Here is a 23751-nt window from a genome sequence, read left to right as displayed (position 1 = left end):
CCGGTCCAGACCTGCTGTCGAACGACGTGTCGGTGGGGACCGGCAGACTGTGCCCATGAGCACGCCCGACACCGAGCCGACGGTCGCCACTGCCCCGCCCGAGGCACGCGAGCGCCACCAGGAGCTGAGTGAGCAGGTCGACGACGCGCGCTGGCGCTACTACGTGCTCGACGACCCGACACTGTCGGATGCCGACTTCGACGCGCGGCTGCGCGAGCTCGAGGCCCTCGAGGACCAGTACCCCGAGCTGCGCACCCCCGACTCGCCCACGCAGAAGGTCGGCGGCGCCGTCTCGACCGAGTTCACCGCGGTCGACCACCTGCAGCGCATGGAGTCGCTCGACAACGCCTTCAGCTTCGAGGAGCTCGGCGCGTGGCACGCCCGCATCCTGCGCGAGGGCATCGAGGCGCCCGCCCTGCTCTGCGAGCTCAAGGTCGACGGGCTCGCCATCAACCTGCTCTACGAGGACGGCCGCCTGGTGCGCGCGCTGACCCGCGGCGACGGGCGGACGGGTGAGGACGTGACCCCCAACGTCAAGACGATCACGAGCGTGCCCCACCGGCTGACGGGCACCGAGGAGCACCCGGTGCCCGCGCTGGTGGAGGTCCGCGGCGAGGTGTTCTTGCCGAGCGAGGCCTTCGAGCGCCTCAACGCCTCGATGACCGACGCCGGCAAGCCCATGTTCGCCAACCCGCGCAACGCCGCGGCCGGGTCGCTGCGGCAGAAGGACCCCCGCGTCACCGCGACCCGCGACCTGGGCATGGTGTGCCACGGCATCGGCGCGCGCGAGGGCTTCGAGCCGACGGCGCAGAGTGCGGCGTACGACGCCCTGCAGGCGTGGGGGCTGCCGGTCTCCGAGCAGGTCAGGGTCGTGCCGACGCTGGCAGACGTCGAGGCCTTCATCGAGCACGTCGGGGAGCATCGCCACACGATCGTCGGCTACGAGATCGACGGCGTGGTGGTCAAGGTCGACGACGTCGCCCTGCAGCGACGTCTCGGGTCGACGAGCCGCGCGCCCCGCTGGGCGATCGCGTTCAAGTACCCGCCCGAGGAGGTCAACACGCTCCTGCTCTCGATCGAGGTCAACGTCGGCCGCACCGGCCGGGTGACGCCCTACGGCGTGATGGAGCCGACCAAGGTCGCCGGTTCCACGGTCGAGAACGCCACGCTCCACAACGCCCACGAGGTCAAGCGCAAGGACGTGCGACCGGGCGACACGGTCATCCTGCGCAAGGCCGGCGACGTGATTCCCGAGATCCTCGGCCCCGTGCTGGCGTTGCGGCCCGACGGCCTCGAGCCGTGGCAGATGCCCACGACGTGCCCGGCCTGCGGCACGCCGCTGGTCCAGCAGAAGGAGGGCGACAAGGACCTCCGCTGCCCCAACCACGAGAAGTGCCCGGCGCAGGTGCGCGAGCGCGTCTTCCACGTGGCGGGTCGCGGCGCGTTCGACATCGAGGGGCTGGGCTACGAGGCCGCCGTCGCGCTGCTCGACGCGGGCGCGATCACCAACGAGGGTGACCTCTTCGACCTCGACGAGGCGGCGCTGCTCACCGCGCCCCTCTTCACCCGCGCGCCCAAGAAGGGTGAGGAGGGACCACAGCTCAGCGCCAACGGCGCGCGCCTGCTCGCCAACCTCCACGAGCGCCGGGCGAAGGTGCCGCTGTGGCGGGTCCTGGTCGCCCTGTCGATCCGCCACGTCGGGCCGACCGCCGCCCGCGCGCTGGCCACCGAGTTCGGCTCGATGGCTGCCATTCGCGAGGCCTCGGAGGAGGCGCTGGCCGCCGCCGACGGTGTCGGCCCCACCATCGCCGCCTCGGTCCGGGAGTGGCTCGACGGCGACCAGGCGTCCTGGCACACCGCGATCCTCGACTCGTGGGAGGCGGCCGGGGTCACGATGGCCGACGAGCGCGACGAGTCCGTCGCCCGCACGCTCGAGGGGCTCACCATCGTCGCCACGGGCTCCCTGCAGCACTACACCCGCGACTCGGTGAAGGAGGCGATCATCAGCCGCGGCGGGAAGGCGGCCGGCTCGGTGTCGAAGAACACCGACTACGTGGTCGTCGGCGACAACGCCGGGTCCAAGGCCGACAAGGCCGAGCAGCTCGGGGTGCCCGTCCTCGACGAGGAGCAGTTCACCGCGCTGCTGGAGCAGGGGCCCGAGGCGCTGGCCTGACCACGAAGTGGGGCGGGGAGGTTTGGGACCCGGCGCCAGCGGTGAGGAACACCTGAACGACTACTTCACGGGGGTCCCCATGCGTCTCGTCCCATCACTCGTCCCGGCACTCGTGGCCGCCGCCGGCCTGGCCGCGCCGCTCGCGCTGGTGGCGCCGGCGCAGGCCGCGGTCACCTGCGGCGGCCTGAAGGCGACCATCGTCGGCAACGACAAGGCCAACACCATCAACGGCACCCCCCGGCGGGACGTGATCGTGGCCCGGGGAGGCAACGACACCATCCGCGGGCTCGGCGGCAACGACGTGGTCTGCGGCGGCGACGGCGCCGACTCGATCCTCGGCGGGGACGGGGACGACCGCCTCTACGGTGAGGCCGACCTGCTGCGGATCGACAGGTTCGGCCGCATCGTCAAGGCCGGCGACACGATCTCCGGCGGTGCCGGCAACGACACGATCGACCTCGGCTACGACCCTCGTCCGGCGAGCGAGGGCACCCCGGTGGTCCTCGACGGGGTGTCGTACGCCAACGCACCCGCGCCCGTCGTCGTGGACTTCCGCGCGAGCACGACGGTGCCGGTCGCCGCCGAGGGCAGTGACACGGTGACCGGGTTCGACGGCGGGATCCGCATCGTCGCCTCCCCGCTCGGCGACACGATCAAGGGCACCAACTCCGCCGACACCGTCCTCGCACGCGGCGGCGACGACACGATCTTCGGCCGTGGCGGGGACGACACGATCGTCGCGGACACGGCCGGCACCCTCGGCAACGACCGGCTCTACGGCGAGGCCGGCGACGACACGCTGACCGGCCTCGTCGGCATCGACACCTTCGTCGGCGGCAGCGGCGGCGACACCCTCAGCACGACGTCGGAGAGCCACCAGGTCTTCCGCGGCGGCAGCGGCGTCGACACCGTGAGCTTCCCGATCCCGGTCGAGTCGGGCTTCGTGGCCAAGGGCCACGGCGGCCAGGACAAGCTGCGCCTGCTGCCGAGCTCCAACCCCGCCCTCAAGCCGACCGTCCGGATCGACCAGCTGAAGAGGACGACCATCCGCGACCTCCAGCCCTACACGCTCGAGGGGAGGATCACCGGCTTCAGCGACGTGCTGCTGCCGGCGCGCGCCCTGTCGATCTTCAAGGGCAGCAACGACTCGGAGATCATCGCCGCCAACCCCGACTACCGCGTCATGGTCGACGGCCGCGGCGGCGCCGACGTGATGACGGGCTCCGACGAGCCCGATCGCCTCGACGGCGGCAAGGGCTTCGACATCGCGCGCGGCCGTGGCGGCAACGACACCTGCAAGGCGGCCGAGAAGCGCTCCAGCTGCTGAGGCAGCGGTCCCGACCGGCCGCAGGAGCGGGTGGGGCGTGGACCTAGGATTGCCGGCATGCCCGAGATCTCCCGCGAGGAAGTGGCCCACCTGGCCAGCCTCGCCCGCATCGACCTCTCCGACGCCGAGCTCGACCACCTCGCACCCCAGCTGAGCGTGATCCTCGAGTCGGTCGCCTCCATCAACGGGGTCGCCGGCGACGACGTGCCGCCCACCTCGCACGCGCTCCCGCTCACCAACGTGTTCCGTGAGGACGTCGTGGTGCCCGGGCTGACCGCCGAGGAGGCCCTGTCGGGCGCACCGGCTGTCGAGGACCAGCGTTTCTCCGTGCCGCGGATCCTGGGGGAGGAGCAGTGATGCGTCGCGAGGAGATCCTGCGCAGCACCGCTGCCACGCTGGCCGACGAGCTGGCCGCCGGCACCGTCACCTCCGCCGAGCTGACCGAGGCCCACCTCGACCGCATCGACGCCGTCGATGGCGCGGTCCATGCGTTCCTCCACGTCGACCGCGAGGGCGCGCTCCTCCAGGCCGCGGAGTCCGACGCGCGCCGCTCCCGTGGGGAGGCACGCGGCCCGCTCGACGGCGTACCGATCGCGGTCAAGGACGTGCTCACGACCCGTGGCCTGCCGACGACCTGCGGCTCGAAGATCCTCGAGGGCTGGATCCCGCCCTACGACGCGACGGTCGTCGAGCGGCTGCGCGTCGCCGGCCTGCCGATCCTGGGCAAGACCAACATGGACGAGTTCGCGATGGGCTCCTCGACCGAGCACTCCGCCTACGGCCCGACCCGCAACCCGTGGGACCTCGACCGGATCCCCGGCGGGTCCGGCGGGGGCTCGGCGGCTGCGGTCGCGGCCTTCGAGGCGCCGCTCGCGATCGGCACCGACACCGGCGGCTCGATCCGCCAGCCCGGCGCCGTGACCGGCACGGTCGGTGTGAAGCCGACCTACGGCGGGGTGTCCCGCTACGGCCTGGTGGCCCTGGCCAACAGCCTCGACCAGGCGGGTCCCGTGACCCGCACCGTGCTCGACGCCGCCATGCTCCACGACGTCATCGGTGGCCACGACCTGCGCGACTCCACCTCGATCAAGCAGGAATGGCCGTCCTTCACCGAGGCGGCGCGTCAGGGCGCGACCGGCGACATGAGCGGCGTCAGGGTCGGCGTCATCACCGAGCTCTCCGGGGACGGCTGGCAGGCGGGCGTGATGAACCGCTTCAACGAGTCCGTCGAGCTGCTGGTCAAGGCCGGCGCCGAGGTCGTCGAGGTCTCCTGCCCGTCCTTCGTGCACGCGCTCGCGGCCTACTACCTGATCCTGCCGGCCGAGGCCTCCAGCAACCTCGCGAAGTTCGACGCGATGCGCTACGGCCTGCGCGTGACGCCGGAAGCCAAGAATGGGACACCGCCCAGCGCCGAGGACGTCATGCGCGCCACCCGCGACGCCGGCTTCGGCGACGAGGTGAAGCGCCGCATCATCCTCGGCACCTACGCCCTGTCCAGCGGCTACTACGACGCCTACTACGGCCAGGCGCAGAAGATCCGCACGCTCATCAGCCGCGACTTCGACGCCGCCTTCGAGCAGGTCGACGTGCTCGTCTCGCCGACCGCACCCACCGCGGCGTTCCGGATCGGCGAGAAGCTCGACGACCCGATGGCGATGTACCTCAACGACCTCGCCACCATCCCCGCCAACCTGGCCGGCGTGCCCGGCATCTCGGTCCCCAGCGGCCTCGTCGACGAGGAGCCGCTGCCTGCCGGGTTCCAGGTCCTCGCCCCGGCGCTCGCAGACGACCGCGTCTACCGCGTCGGTGCCGCCCTCGAGAAGCTGCTGACCGACCAGTGGGGCGGACCCCTGCTCGACAAGGCTCCGGCCCTGGACACGAACGAGGTCGCGCGATGACCGCCCAGACGAACGACACAGCGCTGATGCCCTTCGACGAGGTGCTGGCGGCCTTCGACCCCGCCCTCGGCCTCGAGGTGCACGTCGAGCTCAACACCGCGTCCAAGATGTTCTGCGGCTGCCCGGCCACCTTCGGCGGCGAGCCCAACGCGGGGGTGTGCCCGACCTGCCTGGGCCTGCCCGGCGCGATGCCGGTCGTCAACGGCAAGGCGGTGGAGTCCGCGATCCGCATCGGGCTCGCGCTCAACTGCGACATCGCCGAGTGGTGCCGCTTCGCCCGGAAGAACTACTTCTACCCGGACATGCCGAAGAACTTCCAGACCTCGCAGTACGACGAGCCGATCGCTTTCGACGGCTGGATGGACGTCGACATCCAGAACGACGCCGGGGAGACCGAGACCTTCCGCGTCGAGATCGAGCGCGCGCACATGGAGGAGGACACCGGCAAGTCGCTGCACGTCGGCGGCTCCACCGGCCGCATCCACGGCGCCGACTACTCGCTGGTCGACTACAACCGCGCCGGCATCCCGCTCATCGAGATCGTCACCCGCCCGATCCTCGGCGCGGGGGAGAAGGCGCCCGAGGTCGCGAAGGCGTACGTCGCCCAGCTGCGCGAGCTCATCGTGGCGCTCGGTGTCTCCGAGGCGCGGATGGACCAGGGCAACCTGCGTGCCGACGTCAACCTGTCGCTGGCCCCCAAGGGCAGTGACGTGCTCGGCACCCGCACGGAGACCAAGAACGTCAACTCGTTCCGCTCGGTCGAGCGTGCCGTGCGCTACGAGATGCAGCGCCACGCCGCGATCCTCAGCCAGGGCGGCTCGATCCTGCAGGAGACGCGCCACTGGCACGAGGACACCGGGATCACCACGAGCGGTCGCACGAAGTCGGACGCCGAGGACTACCGCTACTTCCCCGAGCCGGACCTGGTGCCCGTGGCGCCGAGCCGGGAGTGGGTCGAGGAGCTGCGCGGCACCCTGCCGGAGAACCCGACGGCACGTCGCGCGCGGCTGCAGGCGGAGTGGGGCTTCAGCGACCTCGAGATGCGCGACACCGTCGGCGCAGGGGCGCTCGGGCTGGTCGAGGAGACCATCGCCGAGGGCGCACCCCCGCAGGCGGCACGCAAGTGGTGGCTCGGCGAGCTCGCCCGGCGCAGCAACGAGGACGGCGTCGACCTCGTCGACCTGCCCATCACGCCGGCCCAGGTCGCGCGGATCCAGGCCCTGGTGGACGACAAGACCGTCAACGACAAGCTGGCCCGCCAGGTGTTCGAGGGCGTCCTCGCGGGTGAGGGCACGCCCGACGAGGTCGTCGAGAAGCGCGGGCTGGCCGTCGTGTCGGACGACGGCGCGCTCGGCGCCGCCGTCGACAACGCGATCGCCGCGAACCCGGACGTCGCCGACAAGATCCGTGACGGCAAGGTGGCCGCGGCCGGTGCGCTCATCGGTGCGGTGATGAAGGAGATGCGCGGACAGGCCGACGCCGGCCGGGTGCGCGAGCTCATCCTGGAGAAGCTCTCCTGAGAGAAATTTTCGAGAACTTGGCTGGTCTAGACAACTTGTTAGGGTGAACGCGAGTCACATTGGTCACATCACCAACCAACGCTCGCATCATTCGGGGGACAGGACGGCTGTTGCCGTCACGGGGTCCCCGCGCGAGCGGGAAGGACGTCATGCACCATCGCATTCGACCCATCCGAACCGCCGCGGTCGCCCTGTCGACCGCAGCACTGGGGGTCGGCGTACTCGCCGCAGCCCCTGCCACCGCAGACCCGTCGCCCGCCCTGCGGGAGGCCAAGGCCGCGGCTGCCACCGACAGCACGCCGTCGACGATCGCCGCCCAGTGGATCGCCGACGAGCTCACGAACGGCCTCATGGTCGGCAAGTTCGGCCCTGACTTCGGTCTCACCATCGACACCGGGATGGCGGTCTCGACCGTCGCCGGCCAGGGTGCGACGGTCACGGCGATCAACAACGCGCTCGAGCCGCGCATCGCCGAGTACGTCGGCGACGGCACCAAGGAGTCCTACGTCGGCGCGCTGGCCAAGGCGGCCGCGTTCGCGCGCACCGCCAAGCAGAACCCGACGAGCTACGGGGGCGTCAACCTGATCACCCGCATCGAGGGCCGCACCGAGGACCCAGCCGCCGCCGGTGCCACGCCCAACCCGCTCGCGGGCCGGGTCTCGGACAAGTCCGAGTTCGGCGACTTCGCGAACGTCGTCGGCCAGTCCTACGCCGTACGCGCCCTGTCGCTGGCCAACTCCGCTGAGGCGGGTGCGGCTCGTGACTTCCTGCTCAAGCAGCAGTGCGCCTCGGGCTACTTCCGGCTCAACTTCGACAAGCCGGCGGCCGCGAGCCAGTCCTGTGCCGAAGGCGTGGCCGGTAGCGAGGCCGACCCGGACGCCACGTCGCTCGCCGTGATCAACCTGGTCGAGTCCGGTGACAACAGCCAGGCCGTCAAGGACGCGCTGGCCAAGGCCGGCACCTGGCTCGCCGCTCGCCAGCGTCGCAGCGGCGCGATCCGCGGCGGCACCGGGACCGCGAAGATCAACACCAACTCCACTGCCCTGGGCGGCTACGCCATGGGCCTGCTGAAGAACCGCGACGCCGCGCTCAAGGCGGCTCTGTGGGTGCGCAAGAACCAGCCGGTCGACAAGTACAAGTGCCGCACCGCGCTGACCAAGGACACCGGGGCCGTGGCCTATCGCAAGGACAAGGTCACCGCGGCCAAGACCACCGGCATCCCGGCCGACGCCCGCGACGAGTGGCGCCGTGCCACCTCGCAGGCGATCCTCGGCCTGCAGTTCGCGCCGGCCAGCAAGGACAGGCTGCGGATCGTGTCCGTGCGTCGTGAGGCCCGCGCGGGCGACCGCGTGCAGTTCCGGGTCTACGGGCTCGCGCCGAGCGAGAGCGCCTGCATGCAGGTCAAGGGTGACTTCGTCCGCGTCAAGGGCAAGAAGTCCGGCGACAGGATCGTGCGCAAGCTGCAGCTGCCCACCGGCAACCAGCGACGCGTCGCGCTCGTGAAGACCTCGGACGACGAGGCTCGTACGTCGCTGCGCGTGCGCAACTGACCCACCTGCCACACCACTCCGGCCCGGCGTCCCAGACGCCGGGCCGGAGTGCGTCCCGGCCCGGGGGAGGGATACGCTTCGCACGCCGCACCCATCCGGGTCGGCACCACACACGCCCGAGCTGGGGAAAGCCGGTCCGAAACCGGCGCTGACCCGCAACCGTGGGCACGGGAGCGATCCCGTGCGAGCCGGAACACCCACCTCGACGCGTCTTGATCACCATCGCTGTCGAGGAATGCAGCGGGGCGAACCGGCGCATGCCGCTTCCCTCGCTGTCGCAGCGAGGGAAGGAACCATGAAGCTCTCCTCAGGTCTCGCCGCCGTCGCGCTCGCCACCACCCTGGTCGCTGCGCCCGTCGCTCCTGCCGGCGCCGCCGACATCACCCCGAACAACCCCGCCGCGACCCGTGCCGTCACCGCCGGCACGACGTGGCTGAAGGCCCAGCTGACCGACGGGATCCTCCACAACGACGAGTACGGCTTCGACGACCTCGGGCTCTCGGCCGACGTCGCCTTCGCTCTCGACGCGGTCGGTGGGCAGGACGCGACCGTGACGCAGGTCGTCGACGCCATCGAGCCTGTGGCGGAGTCGTGGGTCGGCGGGTACACGCCGGGCCGGGTCTACGCCGGCAGCCTTGCCAAGATGGTGAGCCTGGTCCAGGCCGCGGGCCAGGACCCGACGGCGTACGACAGCACGGACCAGGTGGCGCGGCTCGAGGGCCTCGTGGCCTCCTCGGGGTCCATCACCGGGCGGCTCGAGGACGCTGGAGTCGACCCCTCCGACCCGTGGGACGCCGACTTCGTCAACGTGATCGGCCAGTCCTTCGCGGTCCGGGCCCTCGTCAACGCCGGCTCGGGCCGGGCTGCCGACGCCTCGGACTTCCTGCTGGAGCAGCAGTGCAACGCGGGCTTCTTCCGTTCCGACCTCACCGCAGACAAGACCGCGAACGAGCAGGGCTGCGTGTCCGGCACCGACGTCGGCAACATCGACGCGACCGCCCTGACCGTGATCAACCTCCTGGAGACGCCGGACGCGTCGACCGCCGCGAAGGGAGCCGCGCACCTCGCCGCCAGCTGGTTGAGGAGCCAGCAGGCGCCCGACGGCTCGTTCAGCGCCGGACAGCTCGGCACCAACTCCAACACCACCGGGCTCGCCGGCTGGGCGCTCGCCGAGGCGGGCTACGACGGCGCCGCCACGAAGGCCGCCGGCTGGCTCCGTGGCCTGCAGGTCGCCGACCTGGCCCCGTGCGCGACCACCCTGGCCGCCGCCAACGGCGCGATCGCCTACAAGCCCGCCGACCTGTCGTCGGCCCGCACCGCTGGCTCGTTCTCGGTGCCGCTCCGCGAGCTGGCCCGTCGCGCGACCGCTCAGGCGCTGCCGGCCCTGGCTGCCGTACCCGCAGGCACCGAGGTCTCTATCACGGCCCCGGCCACAGCCACGGAGAAGAGCACCGTCAGCGCCACGGTGACGGGCCTCGGCGCGGGCGAGCCGGCCTGCGTCAGCCTGGGCGGCCAGGCCCAGCAGGTGACGGGCACCGGCTCCGCCGTCGCCGCCACCTTCACGCTGCCGGCCGGCGCCGCGACGCACACGTTCACGGTGACCACCCTCGCCGGCTCGTCGAGAGCCACCACAGTCGCGACCGCGTCCCCGGTCGCGACCCCGACCCCGGCCACGACCCCGACCACCGCGGCGCCCGTCGTCGGCGAGCTGAGCGCATCCAAGGTCGAGCGGGTGAAGAAGAACGCGTTCAAGCTCCGGATCACCTGCGACAACTCCCAGGCCTGCGCCGGCAGGCTCAAGGTGCGCACCACGCGCACGGTGGAGCTCCCCGACGGCCGGACCCGGCGGCTCGTGATGGCCAAGTCGGCGTACTCGGTCGCTCCCGGCAGCACTGCGACCGTCAAGCTCGTGCTCACCAAGCCGGCCCGCACGGTGCTCGGCAGCAAGCGGCTCCGCGTCGTCGCCACCCAGACCGCCCGCGGTGCCGAGCCGGCCAGCACGACCTTCTGGCTGCGCAGGAAGTGATGTCGATGTCAGCCCGAGCCCGGCGAGCCCTCGCCTTCCTCACCGTCCTGGCCGCCGGCCTGGTCGGTGGGGGTGTCGTGCTCGGGCTCGGGCCGGCCGGGGTCGCGCCCGCCGCCGGGGCAGCGACGTGCACCTCTGCCGGCGGCGTGAGCGTCGTCGTCGACTACCGCGAGCTGGGCGGCAGCACCGTCACGGCGTGCGCTGCCGACGGGGGCGGCAAGAGCGCCGCGGCGATCTTCGAGTCGGTCGGAGTGACGCTGTCGTACGCCACCCGTCAGCCAGGATTCGTCTGCCGCGTCAACGGTGCACCGGCCAGCGACCCCTGCGTCAACGCCTCGCCCTCGAACGCCTACTGGGGCCTGTGGTGGTCCGACGGCTCGAAGCCTTCGTGGACCTACTCCTCGTACGGCGCCGGCGGGCTCACCGTCCCCGCCGGGGGCTCGGTGGGCTGGTCCTGGCAGCAGGACCGCCCCTCGGGCGGGGCCGTCCCGCCCGGTGTGGCGCCGCCGGTGTTCGACAGCCCGTCCCCGAGTCCGTCCCCGAGCCCGTCCCCGAGCCCGTCCCCGACCTCCTCGCCGACCTCTTCCTCGCCGACGGCCTCGCCGACATCGGGCGGGTCCGGCGCCTCGGGCGGCGGCGGCTCGGGTGGCGGCACGTCCGCCAGCCCATCGCCCAGCGCGAATGGGAGCACCAGCCCGCAGGCGAGTCCCTCCGGGGCGCCGAGCGCACCCTCCGAGTCGCCACTGGCTTCTGAGTCTCCCAGCGACTCACGGTCCAAGGCCGGCGCCAAGGAACGGTCGAAGAACGACCCCCTGCGCAGTGAGTCTCCGAGAGACTCACGGCCCAGCAAGGACGCCGACCCCTCCGAATCGGCCTCTGAGTCTCCCAGCGACTCAGGCCCCAGAGCCGCGCCCGAAGCGGGTCCGCCGACCCCGGACGAGCCGGCGCGCGTCCCGGCCGCCGTGACGTGGAGCATCCTCGGGCTGCTCGCGCTCGCCATCGCGACCGGCGCCGTCGTGGCGCGTCGCAGACGGGGGGTCTGACGCGTCGTGACCGGACCGGCGCTGCCCGTACGGGCGCTCGCGCGTGACCTGCACCCGCTCGCCTGGTGGTCCTGGGCGATCGGGCTGGCCACCGCGGCGTCCCTGACGACCAACCCGCTGCTGCTGCTTCTGATCATGGGCTCGGCGACAGTGGTGGTCATGGCGCGCCGGTCCGGTCATCCCTTCGGCCGCTCGTTCCGGCTGTACGCCATGCTCGCCGCGCTCACGGTGGTGCTGCGGGTGGTGTTCCGGATCGTCTTCGGCGGCCAGGAGGTCGGCCACGTGCTGCTCGACCTCCCCGAGGTCCCCCTGCCCGACTGGGCCGCAGGTGTCCGCCTGCTCGGGCCCGTCACGAGCGAGGCGCTGCTCGCCGGCCTCTACGACGGGCTCCGGCTCGCCACGATCATCCTCTGCGTCGGAGCCGCCAACTCCCTCGCCAACCCCAAGCGCCTGCTCGCCTCGGTGCCGCCCGCCCTCTACGAGATCGGCACCGCGCTGGTCGTCGCGGTAACGATCTTCCCGCAGCTCGCCGACAGCGCCCGGCGCGTGCGGGCGGCGCAGGCGCTGCGCGGGGGTACGACGACGGGGGTGGGGCGCCTGCGCCGGTTCCTCGTCCCGGTCCTCGAGGACGCCCTCGAGCGGTCCCTCGCGCTGGCCGCGGGCATGGACACGCGCGGCTACGGCCGCTCGGGCGGCGCGACCACGCGGGAGCGGTGGGTGACCGGCTCCCTGCTCCTGCTCGCCCTCACCGGCATCTGCGTGGGGACGTACGCCTGGCTCGACCCGACCGCTCCGCGCGTGCTGGCCCTGCCGATGCTCGGCGTGGGCGTCGCCGTCGCCGTGCTCGGACTGGTGAGCGCGGGCCGACGCGTGCAGCGCACGCGCTACCGACCCGACCCGTGGCGCGCGTCCGAGTTCTTCACCGTCGCCGTCGGGCTCGGCGTGGCCGTGCTCGGCTGGTACGTCGGGCACACCCAGGTCGTGGTCGCCTACCCGGGTGTCGACGTCGCGCCGTACCTCTCGCCGCTCGCGCTCGCGGTCGGCGTGCTGGGCACGCTGCCGGCCGTCGCCACCCCGGTGCCGGCCACCGCTCCCGTGCGGCAGGAGGCGACGGCGTGATCGAGCTCCGTGACATCTCCTTCGCCTACGACGGCCACGGGGTCCTCGAGCACGTCGACCTCACCCTCGAGGAGGGCGAGCTGGTCCTCGTCTCGGGCCGCACGGGGGTCGGCAAGTCGACCCTCCTCGGCGTCGTGACCGGGCTGGTGCCGCGGTTCACCGGGGGAGTCCTGACCGGCGACGTGCTGCTCGACGGCACGAGCATCGTCGACCAGCCACCACGCGAGCGGGCCCACCTCGTCGGCTACGTCGGACAGGACCCGCTGGCCGGGTTCGTGGCCGACACGGTCGAGGAGGAGCTGGCCTACGGCATGGAGCAGCTCGGGATCGAGCCCGGCACGATGCGCCGCCGGGTCGAGGAGACCCTCGACCTGCTCGGCATCGCCGACCTGCGCTCGCGCGACCTGCGCACCCTGTCCGGCGGTCAGCAGCAGCGGGTCGCCATCGGCTCCGTCCTCACCACGCACCCGCGGGTGCTCGTGCTGGACGAGCCCACCTCCGCCCTCGACCCGACCGCCGCCGAGGACGTCCTCGCCACGATCACCCGCCTGGTCCACGACCTCGGCCTGACGGTGCTGCTCGCCGAGCACCGCCTCGAGCGGGTCGTGCCCTTCGCGGACCGGATCTGCCTGGTCACCGGCGACGGCGGGATCCGGGTCGACGACCCCCGTGTGGTCCTCACCGACTCCCCGGTCGCACCGCCCCTCGTGCAGCTCGGACGGCTCGCCGGCTGGGACCCGCTGCCCCTCACCGTCCGCGATGCCCGCCGCCAGGCTCGCTCGTTGCCGACCCTGTCGGCACCGGAGCCGACCGCGCCGCGAGAGGCCGAGCCGGTGCTGGCCGCACGCGGCATCACGGTCGTCCACGGCACCCAGGTCGCCGTCCGCGACGTCGACCTGACCCTCGCCGAGGGCCGGGTGACGGTGCTCATGGGCCGCAACGGGTCGGGCAAGTCGAGCCTGATCTGGGCGCTCCAGGGCACGGGCAAGCGACGCTCGGGCACGCTGAAGGTCCGCGGCGACGACCCGGCCACGCTGGCCCCGGCGCAGCGGCGTACGCACGTCGGGCTGGTGCCGCAGACCGCCGCCGACCTGCTCTACCTCGAGACGGTCGCCGAGGAGTGCGCCGCGGCCGACGCCGGCGCGGACGCCCCCGGTGGGACCTGCCGTGGGCTGCTCGACCGGCTCGCCCCCGGCATCGACGCGACCAGCCACCCCCGCGACCTGTCCGAGGGCCAGCGCCTCGCCCTCGCCCTGTCGATCGTGCTGACCGCCCGCCCCCCGGTCGTGCTGCTCGACGAGCCCACCCGCGGGCTCGACTACGCCGGCAAGTCCGAGCTCGCCCGCATCGTCGCCGACCTCGCTGCCGACGGCCGCGCGGTCCTGCTCGCCACGCACGACGTGGAGTTCGCGGCCCACGTCGCCGACGAGGTGGTCGTGGTGGCCGAGGGCGAGGTCGTCTCCAGCGGGTCGCCGCAGCGCGTGCTGGCCGAGTCGCCGTCCTTCGCGCCGCAGGTCACCAAGGTGCTCGGCGCTCCCTGGCTGGTCGTCGAGGAAGTCGCGGCAGCCCTGGCGAAGGCGGTGCGCGGATGAGCACCCTCGAGCGCGTCGAGTCCCGGGCCGCGGTCGCCCTCCCGATCGGGCCGCGCACCGCCGCGGTGCTGGCACTCGCCTCCCTGGCCGGCCTGATGATGCTGTGCTGGCCGCTGCTGCTGAACGCGCAACCCGGCCAGCGGGTGGAGCCGCCCTTCATCTTCCTCGCCCTGCTGCCGCTCGTGATGGTGGTGGTGCTCGCGGAGATGGGGGAGGGCGGCATGGACTCGCGCGTCCTGGCCGTGCTCGGGGTGCTGTCGGCGATCAACGCGGTCATGCGCGGCCTCGGCGCGGGCACGGCCGGCATCGAGCTGGTGTTCTTCCTGCTCGTGCTGGGCGGGCGGGTGTTCGGCGCCGCCTTCGGCTTCGCGCTGGGGTGCACGTCGCTCTTCGCGTCCGCGCTGCTCACCGCCGGCGTCGGCCCGTGGCTGCCGTTCCAGATGATCTGCGCGGCGTGGGTCGGGATGGGGGCGGGATTCCTGCCCCGCCGGGTCGGCGGGCGCGCGGAGATCGTGATGCTCTGCGCCTACGCGGTCGTCGCGGCCTACCTCTACGGCCTGCTGATGAACCTCAGCTACTGGCCCTTCACGCTCGGGATCGTGGTGCCCGGCCACGAGGGCTCGCTGGCGTACGTCGCGGGGGCGCCCGTGATGGAGAACGCGCACCGGTTCCTCGTCTACACGCTGCTCACCTCGACCGGGGGCTGGGACACCGGTCGCGCGATCACCACCGCGGTCGCGATCGCCGTCCTGGGGCCGGCGATCCTCACCACGCTGCGCCGTGCCGCGCGTCGCGCCGTCGTCAGGGCTGGATGAGCGTCAGGGCTCGATGAGCAGGACCCGGTCGTCGTCCGGGGCCGGGTCGCCGCGGCCGTCGCGGTTGGACGTGGTCAGCCAGAGCAGGCCGTCGGGGGCCGCGGCCACGGTGCGCAGGCGCCCGTGGTCCTCGGTGAAGAAGGCCTTCGGCTCCGAGGCCCGGCCGGCCGGGGAGACGTCGATGCGCCAGAGCCGACGGCCGCGGAGCGCGGCCATCCAGAGGCGGCCGTCGGCGAAGGCCAGGCCGCTGGGGGAGGCGTCCTCGACCGGCCAGACCAGCTGGGGGTCGATGAAGTCCGGACCGCCGCCCGTGCCCTCGACCTGCGGCCAGCCGTAGTTGCCGCCCTTCTCGATGAGGTTGAGCTCGTCCCACGTGGAGTCGCCGAACTCGGAGCCCCAGAGCCGGCCCCGGTCGTCCCAGGCGAGGCCCTGGACGTTGCGGTGGCCCAGCGACCAGACGGGCGACCCGGGGTCGGGGTTGCCGGGCGCGGGCGCGCCGTCGGCGGTGATCCGCAGGATCTTGCCGGCGAGGCTGTCGGGGTCCTGGGCCAGCTCCGGGTCGCCGGTCTCGCCCGTGCTGACGTAGAGGTAGCCGTCGGGACCGAACGCGATCCGGCCCCCGTCGTGGATGAAGCCGTTCGGGATGCCGTCGAGCACCACCTCCGGGTCGCCCAGCTCGAGGTCGTCGTCGAGCTGGGCGCGGAGCACCCGGTTGTCGGAGCCGGTGGTCACGTAGAAGAAGAGCGTGCGGTCGTCGTGGAACGTCGGCGACACCGCGACGCCGAGGAGCCCGGCCTCACCCTCGGGCACCGCGCCCGCGATGCTGCCGAGGCTGTCCTGCTCGCCGTCCGCCGTCACCCGCAGGACCCGTCCGCTCATCCGCTCGGTGATGACGGCGGCGCCGTCGGGGAGGAAGTCGACGCCCCACGGGACCTCGAGCCGGTCGACCAGCGTGTCGACCACCTGCGGCGCGCCGCCCGGGTCGTCGCCGGGGTCGTCGCTCGGCGTGGGCTGGCTGGGCAGGTCGGTCGGCTGCGTCGTACGCGGGATCGGCTCGGCCGTGTCGCTGGCGCAGCCGGTCGCGGCGCCCAGCGTGAGGGCCAGCGAGGTGAGCGCCAGCCGGGATCTCATCGTGTCCCTGTCCCCGTCATGTCGCCAGTGTGCCGGGTGCCGCCGAATGCTCCGACGGATGCTCGCCCGGGGCCGCGCCGGAGCGGGTCGCCCCGATCGAGGCAGCGACGACGCAGGCGATGGCGATCCACTGGACCGGCGAGAGGTGCTCGCGCAGGACGACGATGGCGGCCAGGGCGGCGGCGGCGGGCTCCAGGCTCATCAGGATCCCGAACACCGCGGGGCGCAGGCTGCGCAGCGCGACCAGCTCGCAGCTGTACGGGATGACCGAGCTCAGCAGCCCCACCAGCGCGCCGATGAGCAGGATGCGGCCGTCCCAGAGGTGTGACCCGGCGCTGAGGAGTGCCGGGAGGGTCATGGCCGTCGCCGCGATGATGCTGGCGACCGCGAGCCCGTCGAAGCCCGCCCAGCGGCGGCCGGTGCTGGCGCTGAGCAGGATGTACGCCGCCCACGCGGCGCCGGCGAGCAGGGCGTACGCCACCCCGAGGACGTCGAGCCCCGTGCGCTCGAAGCCGAGCAGGACGACCCCGGCGCCGGCGAGGAGCACCCACAGGACGTCGCGCGCGTGGCGCGAGCCGAGCACCGCCAGCGTGAGCGGACCGATGAACTCGATCGTGACCGCGATCCCCAGCGGGATGCGGGAGAAGGACTGGTAGATCGCCCAGTTCATCGTGGCGAGGCTGGCGCCGAAGCCCAGCACCACGAGCCAGTCGTGGCGGCTGCGACCGGCGAACCGCGGCCGCGCGACGGCGGCCAGGACGAGGGCGCTGGTGACCAGGCGCAGCCACACCATCGCGGTCGGGGAGATCTCGACGAACAGGCCCTTGGCGATGGCCGCGCCCAGCTGGACCGAGAGGATGCCGATGAGCACGAGGCCCACGGGGCCGAGCAGGGTGCGGCTCGGTCGGGGGGTCACCCGCCAAGCCTATGCAGTGCCGCTGTCGTCGCCGGGGCCGGTCTCGTCGAGGCTCGCGAGCGCCCGCCGCGCGTGCCGGGTCTCCGCGGCGAAGTAGTCCAGGCCCCAGTCCGCGACGAGAGCGGGGAAGCGGAACGGCTCGCCCGGTCGGTCGGAGCCGCGCAGGGCCTCGCGCACGCCGGCCAGGTCGGCGAGGGCCTGGTCGAGCTCGGCGACGTAGTCGTGCAGCATCCGGCGGGTCTGCTCCGGCTCGGTGACGTGGCCGACCAGCAGCCGGAGCAGCACGGTGTGCTTCAGCACGGGGAAGCCGGCGGGCGTGGTGTCCATCCACTCCCGCAGCGCCGCCTGGCCGGCCGCGGTGATGGCGTACGTCGTGACCTCGCGACCGCCGTCGGTCCGGGCGTCGGCCGTGACGAGCCCGTGCTCGGTGAGCCGCCGCAGCTCGGTGTAGATCTGGCTCATCGCGGGCGCGACCCAGTAGAAGCGGAGCGTGAAGTCGGCGCGCTGCTTGACCTCGTACCCCGTCAGCTCGTCGCCGAAGGTGAGGAGGCCGAGGATCGCGTAACCGGTCACCGGAATGTCTTGACTCATCTCACTGGCAGAGTAGTGTTCCTAATCGGAATAGTCACGGAGGGACGGCACGGGGTGGGACGCGAGCACGCGATCGAAGCGGACGGGCTGGTCAAGGAGTTCGGCGACACGCTGGCGGTGGACGACGTCAGCTTCGCGGTGCCGAGGGGGTCGGTGCTCGGACTGCTGGGGCCCAACGGCGCCGGCAAGACCACGACGGTCCGGATGATGACCACGCTCACCCGTCCCACGCGCGGCACGGCCCGGGTCGCCGGGCACGACGTGCTGGAGGAGCCGGCCGCCGTACGCCGCTCGATGGGGCTGACGGGGCAGTCGGCCACCGTCGACGAGCTGCTCACCGGCCGGGAGAACCTCTGGCTGGTCGGCAGCCTCTACGGCCTCGACCGGCGCACCATCGACCGCATCGGCGAGGAGCTGCTGGAGCGGTTCTCGTTGAGCGGCGCGGCCGACCGGGTGGTCAAGACCTACTCCGGGGGCATGCGGCGCCGGCTCGACCTGGCGGTCAGCCTCGTCGCCACTCCGCCGGTCCTCTTCCTCGACGAGCCGACCACCGGCCTCGACCCCCGCAGCCGGGTCGAGCTGTGGGACGTCCTGCGCGACCTGGTCAACGACGGCACGACGCTGCTGCTCACCACGCAGTACCTGGAGGAGGCCGACCAGCTCGCCGACGACATCGTCGTGATCGACCACGGAAGGGTGATCGCGCAGGGCACGCCGCTGCAGCTCAAGGACGCTTCCGGCAGGGCGTCGCTCGTCGTCACGGTGTCCCGCGCCGACGACCTCGCCGCCGCTGTCGAGCGGGTGCGGAGCGCCGGCCTCGAGGTCCATGTCGAGGAGTCGGCCCGCCGGATCACCGCGCCGGCGGAGGGCCTCTCCGACGTCACCCGGGTCGTCGCGCTCTTCGACGGCAGCGGCATCGAGATCGACGACCTCGGCCTGCAGCGGCCGAGCCTCGACGACGTGTTCCTCAACCTGACCGGCCACCGGGCCGAGGAGGCGGACCCGTCTCGCCACCCGTCTGGAGAGCCCGACCAGGCCGACACCGAGGAGGTCCGCGCGTGAGCCACACGCCGTACGGCGCCATCGAGCGTCCCGAGATCCGCCACACCTCGCTGTGGCACCAGTCCGTGACGATCTTCCGGCGCAACCTGATCCACATCAAGCGGATGCCGGAGATGCTGCTCGACGTCACCATCCAACCGGTGATGTTCGTGCTGCTGTTCGCCTACGTCTTCGGTGGCGCGATCGCGGTGGCGGCGCCGGCCGGCTACCGCGAGTGGCTGCTCGGCGGGATCATGGGGCAGACGATCGCCTTCGCGTCGTTCATCGTCGCCGTGGGCCTCACCGCCGACATCGACAAGGGCATCGTGGACCGGTTCCGGTCGCTGCCGATCAACCCCGCGGCGATCCTCGTGGGTCGTTCGATGTCCAGCCTCACCCACTCCTTCATCGGCATCGTCGTGATGTCGCTGACCGGACTCATCGTGGGCTGGCGGATCCGCGGGTCCGTGCTCGAGGCGCTCGCGGCCTACGGCCTGCTGCTGCTGTGGGGCTTCGCGATGATCTGGGTCGGCATCCTCGTCGGCTCCGCGATGCGCTCGGTCGAGGCCGTCAACGGCGTCATGTTCACCACGATGTTCCCGCTGACCTTCCTCTCCAACGCGTTCGCGCCGTCCGAGGCGATGGGCACGGTGCTCCGCGCCATCGCCGAGTGGAACCCGATCTCGGCGCTCGTGCAGGCCGTCCGGGAGCTCTGGGGCAACACCGGCCCCGCGCCCGCCGACGCCCACCTGCCGATGCAGCACCCCGTCCTCTTCACGGTGATGTGGACCGTCGCCATCACGGCGGTGCTGGCGCCGCTGTCGTTGAAGATCTTCCGCACGCGCACGATGCAATGACCCGCCTGGCAAGCAAGGAGCTCCCATGTCACGCACGCTGTTGATGGTCGGTACCCGCAAGGGCCTGTGGCTCGGGACGTCCGACGAGGCCCGGACCTCCTGGGAGTGGACCGGACCGCACTTCCCGATGGAAGAGGTGTACTCGGCCATGATCGACACCCGCGGGGATGTTCCCCGTCTGCTCGCCGGCGCCTCCTCGAGCTGGCTCGGCCCGCAGGTCTGGCGCTCGGACGACCTCGGCGCCAGCTGGGACGAGACGCCCAACGGCGCCGCCCGCTTCCCCGAGGACACCGGCGCCGCGCTGGCCCGTGTGTGGCAGCTGCAGCCCGGGCTCTCCGAGGACGGCAGCGACGACGTGGTGTGGGCCGGCACCGAGCCCGGGGCCGTCTTCCGCTCGACCGACCGTGGCGAGACCTTCTCGCTCGTGCGGTCGTTGTGGGACCACCCGCACCGCGCGGAGTGGAACGCAGGCTTCGGCGGCCAGGCGTTCCACACGATCCTGCCCCACCCCCAGGACCCCGCACGGGTGCTCGTCGCGCTGTCGACCGGCGGCGTCTACGTCACCTCCGACGGCGGCGACTCCTGGGAGCCGTCGAACACCGGCGTGAAGGCGGAGTTCTTCCCCGGCGAGCGCAACTACCCCGAGTTCGGGCAGTGCGTGCACAAGGTCGCCCGCGATTCTGTGAACCCCGAACGGCTCTACCTCCAGAACCACGGCGGCGTCTACCGCTCCGACGACGGCGGCTCCTCGTGGCAGGACATCGCGCCCGGCCTGCCGACCGAGTTCGGCTTCGCGATGGTGGCCCACCCGCACCGAGCCGACACGGCGTACAACTTCCCCATCACCGGGGCCGAGGCCCGCTGGCCCGTGGACGGCAAGGCGCGCGTCTACTGCACGGCCGACGCGGGCGCGTCGTGGGAGCCGCTGGGGGAGGGTGCGCTGCCCGACGGCTACTTCACCGCGGTGATGCGCGACGGCATGTGCGCCGACGACCACGACCCGATCGGCCTCTACTTCGGCGGCCGCAACGGCGGCGTGTGGGCCTCGCCCGACGAGGGGGAGTCGTGGCAGGAGATCCACAAGGACCTGCCGGACGTCCTCGTCGTACGCGCGGCGAAGATCGACTGAGCGCCATGGCCGACTTCGCGCTCTCCCGCAGCACCCGGATCCAGGCGGATCCTGCCCGCGTCCACGCCCTCGTCGACGACTTCCGCGAGTGGCAGAAGTGGTCCCCCTGGGAGGGTCTCGACCCCGACCTCCACCGTGAGTACACCGGCCCTGACCGCGGCGTGGGGGCGACGTACCACTGGTCCGGCAACAAGAAGGCGGGCGCCGGCGAGATGCGGATCACCGGCTCCACGCCGACCTCCCTCGTCGCCGACCTCGAGTTCCTCAAGCCGTTCAAGGCGACCAACGTGATGAGCTTCGCCCTGGCGCCCGACGGCGACGCGACCGACGTCACCTGGACCATCACCGGTCGTCGCAGCCCGATCATGGCCCTGATGGGCAAGCTGTACTTCGACAAGTCGATCGGTGCGGACTTCGAGCAGGGGCTGGCCGCGCTCAAGCAGGAGGCCGAGCGCGCCTGACTCGCCGCACTTGCCCGTGAGTCTCTGAGCGACTCACGAGCGAGGGGCGGGGCCGGTGGATGCCTGCCCGGACATGGCGGGCCAGCTGATGCCACGAAGCGTCCACAGCCGGCGAGCAGAGGCGCCGTGACACCGACCCTGTGGACGGCGCGGGCTCGGCGTCGGTGGCGGTCTCTGGGATGGAGGTACGACATCCGCACGAGACCGGAGGCACGACATGGGCAGTACGACACTCACCACGAGGTCGAGGTGGCTGCAGAGCAAGGACGAGTGGACCCAGGACGAGTGGGACTGGTTCTGGATGGGTCCGTTCGACGGCGGGATCCCGGGGATGGTGCGCCGGGTGCGGCGGATCCTCGACGTCTCCCAGCGAGGGTTGGCAGCACTGATCGGCGTTTCGCAGTCCGTGGTGGCGCGGTGGGAGACCGGGCGGACGAGTCCGCGAGCGAGCGTCATGGCGGACCTGCTCCGTCGGGCCCGGCTGACGGTGACCATCCACGACGAGGACGACCAGGAGGTCGGGCCGATGCGCGACGACGGCGCGCGACGGGTCAACGGCAGCAGGTTCCCCGCGCACGTGGATCTCCGGGTGCACGGATGGTGGGTGCCGCGCGACGTGCACTCGACGATGGTCGAGTTCTACCGATGGCAACGCCGGTCGCGGGAGCAGCGCGAGCCGATGGTCGGCTACCGCCGCCGTCGCTGGGTCCGCGAGATCGAGCGTGACATCTGGGGTGCCCCCGACGACCATCCCTCGCTCGAGCAGTGCGCGGCTGAGGCCCAGGCCCAGGAGGAGCGGCGGGCGGCGTGAGGCCGGGTGAGACGCGGCGCGTCGCCCGGGGAGGCGCGCACTAACCTGACGACATGACCCCCTCAGCCGACGCCCCCGACATCAAGCCCCGGAGCCGCGACGTCACCGACGGCCTCGAGAAGGCCGCCGCGCGAGGCATGCTGCGCGCGGTGGGCATGGGCGACGACGACTGGGAGAAGCCGCAGATCGGCGTCGCGTCCAGCTGGAACGAGATCACGCCCTGCAACCTGTCGCTCGACCGGCTGGCCAAGGCTGTGAAGAACGGCGTGCACGCGGGCGGCGGGTTCCCGCTGGAGTTCGGCACCATCTCCGTCTCCGACGGCATCTCGATGGGCCACGAGGGCATGCACTTCTCGCTGGTCAGCCGCGAGGTCATCGCCGACTCGGTCGAGACGGTGATGATGGCGGAGCGGCTCGACGGCTCCGTGCTGCTGGCCGGCTGCGACAAGTCGCTGCCCGGCATGCTGATGGCGGCGGCGCGGCTCGACCTCGCCAGCGTCTTCCTCTACGCCGGCACGATCATGCCCGGCCAGGTCGACGGCAAGGACGTCACGATCATCGACGCGTTCGAGGCGGTCGGCGCCTGCCTGGCCGGCAAGATCTCGCGCGAGAAGGTCGACGAGATCGAGCGGGCGATCTGTCCCGGCGAGGGTGCCTGCGGTGGGGCGTACACCGCGAACACGATGGCCAGCGTCGCCGAGGCGCTCGGCATGAGCCTCCCCGGGAGCTCGAGCCCGCCGGCGGTCGACCGCCGCCGCGACGGCTTCGCGCACAAGTCCGGCGAGGCCGTGGTCGAGATGCTGCGCCGGGGCATCACCGCCCGCCAGATCATGACCCGCCCCGCCTTCGAGAACGCCATCGCGATGGCGATGGCGCTCGGCGGTTCCACCAACGCCGTGCTCCACCTGCTCGCGATCGCCCGTGAGGCCGAGGTCGACCTGACCCTCGACGACTTCACCCGCATCGGGAAGAAGGTCCCGCACCTGGCCGACATGAAGCCGTTCGGCCGCTTCGTGTGGACCGACTTCGACCGCGTGGGCGGCATCCCCGTCCTGCTGCGGGCACTCCTCGACGCCGGCCACCTGCACGGCGACGTGCTCACCTGCACGGGCAAGACCATGGCCGAGAACCTCGCCGACCTCGACCCGAAGCCGCTCGACGGGGAGATCCTGCGCCAGCTCGACCGGCCGATCCACGCCACTGGCGGCCTCACCATCCTCAAGGGCTCGCTGGCCCCCGAGGGCGCCGTGGTCAAGAGCGCCGGCTTCGACGACTCGACCTTCACCGGCACCGCCCGCGTCTTCGACGGCGAGCGCAAGGCGCTGGACGCGCTCGCCGAGGGCGCGATCACAGCCGGCGACGTGGTCGTCATCCGCTACGAGGGCCCCAAGGGCGGCCCCGGCATGCGCGAGATGCTGGCCATCACGGGCGCGATCAAGGGCGCCGGGCTCGGCAAGGACGTCCTGCTCATCACCGACGGCCGCTTCTCCGGCGGCACGACCGGTCTCTGCGTCGGCCACATCGCGCCCGAGGCGAGCGACGGCGGTCCGATCGCCTTCCTCCAGGACGGCGACCAGATCACCCTCGACGTGGCCAACATGACCCTCGACCTGCACGTCGACGAGGCCGAGCTGGCCCGCCGGGCCGAGGGCTGGGAGCCGCTGCCGCCGAAGTACACCCGCGGCGTGCTCGGCAAGTACCGCAAGGTCGTGCAGTCCGCCGCCCACGGAGCCGTCTGCTACTGACGGATA

The 23751-nt window shown here is 72.4% G+C and carries 20 protein-coding genes; 17 read left to right on the top strand and 3 right to left on the bottom strand.

The annotated features are described in order from the left end of the window. Nucleotides 1-55: 55 nt before the first annotated feature. The 11 genes from ligA (at nt 56) to ACS3YM_RS11685 (ending at nt 15063) form a co-directional block, all read left to right on the top strand. A complete protein-coding gene (ligA, locus tag ACS3YM_RS11735; protein WP_439936617.1) occupies nt 56-2173 on the top strand; it encodes an NAD-dependent DNA ligase LigA in 2118 nt (705 codons plus the stop codon). Nucleotides 2174-2252: 79 nt separating this feature from the next. Further along, on the top strand, nt 2253-3500 hold the full coding sequence (locus ACS3YM_RS11730) for a calcium-binding protein (RefSeq protein WP_439936616.1): 1248 nt from the start codon (nt 2253-2255) through the stop codon (nt 3498-3500). Between the two features lie 57 nt (nt 3501-3557). After that, a complete protein-coding gene (gene gatC, locus ACS3YM_RS11725; protein ID WP_439936615.1) occupies nt 3558-3857 on the top strand; it encodes an Asp-tRNA(Asn)/Glu-tRNA(Gln) amidotransferase subunit GatC in 300 nt (99 codons plus the stop codon). Then, on the top strand, nt 3857-5398 hold the full coding sequence (gatA, locus tag ACS3YM_RS11720; RefSeq protein ID WP_439936614.1) for an Asp-tRNA(Asn)/Glu-tRNA(Gln) amidotransferase subunit GatA: 1542 nt from the start codon (nt 3857-3859) through the stop codon (nt 5396-5398). Before gatC ends, gatA begins: the two co-directional genes overlap by 1 nt. After that, nucleotides 5395-6918 (top strand): Asp-tRNA(Asn)/Glu-tRNA(Gln) amidotransferase subunit GatB, encoded by a 1524-nt coding sequence (gene gatB / locus ACS3YM_RS11715; protein WP_439936613.1) that lies wholly within the window; start codon nt 5395-5397, stop codon nt 6916-6918. Before gatA ends, gatB begins: the two co-directional genes overlap by 4 nt. 149 nt (nt 6919-7067) lie before the next feature. Then, a complete protein-coding gene (locus ACS3YM_RS11710) occupies nt 7068-8468 on the top strand; it encodes a prenyltransferase/squalene oxidase repeat-containing protein (protein WP_439936612.1) in 1401 nt (466 codons plus the stop codon). A gap of 295 nt (nt 8469-8763) precedes the next feature. After that, on the top strand, nt 8764-10494 hold the full coding sequence (locus ACS3YM_RS11705; RefSeq protein WP_439936611.1) for a hypothetical protein: 1731 nt from the start codon (nt 8764-8766) through the stop codon (nt 10492-10494). A 5-nt stretch (nt 10495-10499) separates the two neighbouring features. Next, nucleotides 10500-11537, top strand: a complete 1038-nt coding sequence (locus ACS3YM_RS11700) for a hypothetical protein (RefSeq protein ID WP_439936610.1) — start codon at nt 10500-10502, stop codon at nt 11535-11537. Nucleotides 11538-11543: 6 nt separating this feature from the next. Further along, the gene (locus ACS3YM_RS11695) at nt 11544-12656 is read left to right on the top strand and encodes an energy-coupling factor transporter transmembrane component T (protein ID WP_439936609.1); all 1113 of its coding nucleotides are present in this window, start codon (nt 11544-11546) and stop codon (nt 12654-12656) included. Next, nucleotides 12653-14248: an ABC transporter ATP-binding protein gene (locus ACS3YM_RS11690; RefSeq protein WP_439936608.1), complete on the top strand. Its 1596-nt coding sequence runs from the start codon at nt 12653-12655 to the stop codon at nt 14246-14248. Before ACS3YM_RS11695 ends, ACS3YM_RS11690 begins: the two co-directional genes overlap by 4 nt. Next, nucleotides 14245-15063 carry an ECF transporter S component gene (locus tag ACS3YM_RS11685; RefSeq protein ID WP_439936607.1) on the top strand — a complete coding sequence of 273 codons (819 nt, stop codon included), beginning with the start codon at nt 14245-14247 and terminating at the stop codon, nt 15061-15063. The genes ACS3YM_RS11690 and ACS3YM_RS11685 overlap by 4 nt, the downstream gene beginning before the upstream one ends. Nucleotides 15064-15066: 3 nt before the next feature. Here ACS3YM_RS11685 and ACS3YM_RS11680 read toward each other — a convergent pair whose 3' ends face one another. Genes ACS3YM_RS11680 through ACS3YM_RS11670 form a run of 3 tightly spaced genes read right to left on the bottom strand, consistent with a single transcriptional unit; the run spans nt 15067 to nt 17701 of the window. Further along, nucleotides 15067-16194, bottom strand: coding sequence for a PQQ-dependent sugar dehydrogenase (locus ACS3YM_RS11680; protein WP_439936606.1), 1128 nt, complete (start codon nt 16192-16194; stop codon nt 15067-15069). A gap of 16 nt (nt 16195-16210) precedes the next feature. Then, nucleotides 16211-17110: an EamA family transporter gene (locus ACS3YM_RS11675; protein ID WP_439936605.1), complete on the bottom strand. Its 900-nt coding sequence runs from the start codon at nt 17108-17110 to the stop codon at nt 16211-16213. 9 nt (nt 17111-17119) lie between these two features. Beyond that, complete coding sequence (locus tag ACS3YM_RS11670) at nt 17120-17701, bottom strand: PadR family transcriptional regulator (RefSeq protein WP_439936604.1); 582 nt, start codon at nt 17699-17701, stop codon at nt 17120-17122. A 54-nt stretch (nt 17702-17755) separates the two neighbouring features. On the opposite strand from ACS3YM_RS11670, the gene ACS3YM_RS11665 reads away from it, so the two are divergent. From ACS3YM_RS11665 to ilvD, 6 genes are all read left to right on the top strand, one after another. Continuing rightward, entirely contained in the window at nt 17756-18763 is a 1008-nt protein-coding gene (locus tag ACS3YM_RS11665) for an ATP-binding cassette domain-containing protein (protein WP_439936602.1), read from the top strand. Further along, on the top strand, nt 18760-19599 hold the full coding sequence (locus ACS3YM_RS11660) for an ABC transporter permease (protein WP_439936601.1): 840 nt from the start codon (nt 18760-18762) through the stop codon (nt 19597-19599). The genes ACS3YM_RS11665 and ACS3YM_RS11660 overlap by 4 nt, the downstream gene beginning before the upstream one ends. A 25-nt stretch (nt 19600-19624) precedes the next feature. After that, nucleotides 19625-20728 (top strand): WD40/YVTN/BNR-like repeat-containing protein, encoded by a 1104-nt coding sequence (locus tag ACS3YM_RS11655; protein WP_439936600.1) that lies wholly within the window; start codon nt 19625-19627, stop codon nt 20726-20728. Nucleotides 20729-20733: 5 nt separating this feature from the next. Next, nucleotides 20734-21189, top strand: a complete 456-nt coding sequence (locus ACS3YM_RS11650) for an SRPBCC family protein (protein ID WP_439936599.1) — start codon at nt 20734-20736, stop codon at nt 21187-21189. Between the two features lie 217 nt (nt 21190-21406). Next, a complete protein-coding gene (locus tag ACS3YM_RS11645; RefSeq protein WP_439936598.1) occupies nt 21407-22000 on the top strand; it encodes a helix-turn-helix domain-containing protein in 594 nt (197 codons plus the stop codon). Between the two features lie 53 nt (nt 22001-22053). Continuing rightward, nucleotides 22054-23745: a dihydroxy-acid dehydratase gene (gene ilvD / locus ACS3YM_RS11640; protein ID WP_439936597.1), complete on the top strand. Its 1692-nt coding sequence runs from the start codon at nt 22054-22056 to the stop codon at nt 23743-23745. Nucleotides 23746-23751: the final 6 nt, after the last annotated feature.

Origin of the sequence: Nocardioides sp. N13(2025), assembly GCF_051912545.1 — a bacterium.
Taxonomy (GTDB): domain Bacteria; phylum Actinomycetota; class Actinomycetes; order Propionibacteriales; family Nocardioidaceae; genus Nocardioides.
The sequence above is the reverse complement of the archived record's forward strand: the minus strand, read 5'-3'. Positions and strand labels throughout refer to the sequence as shown.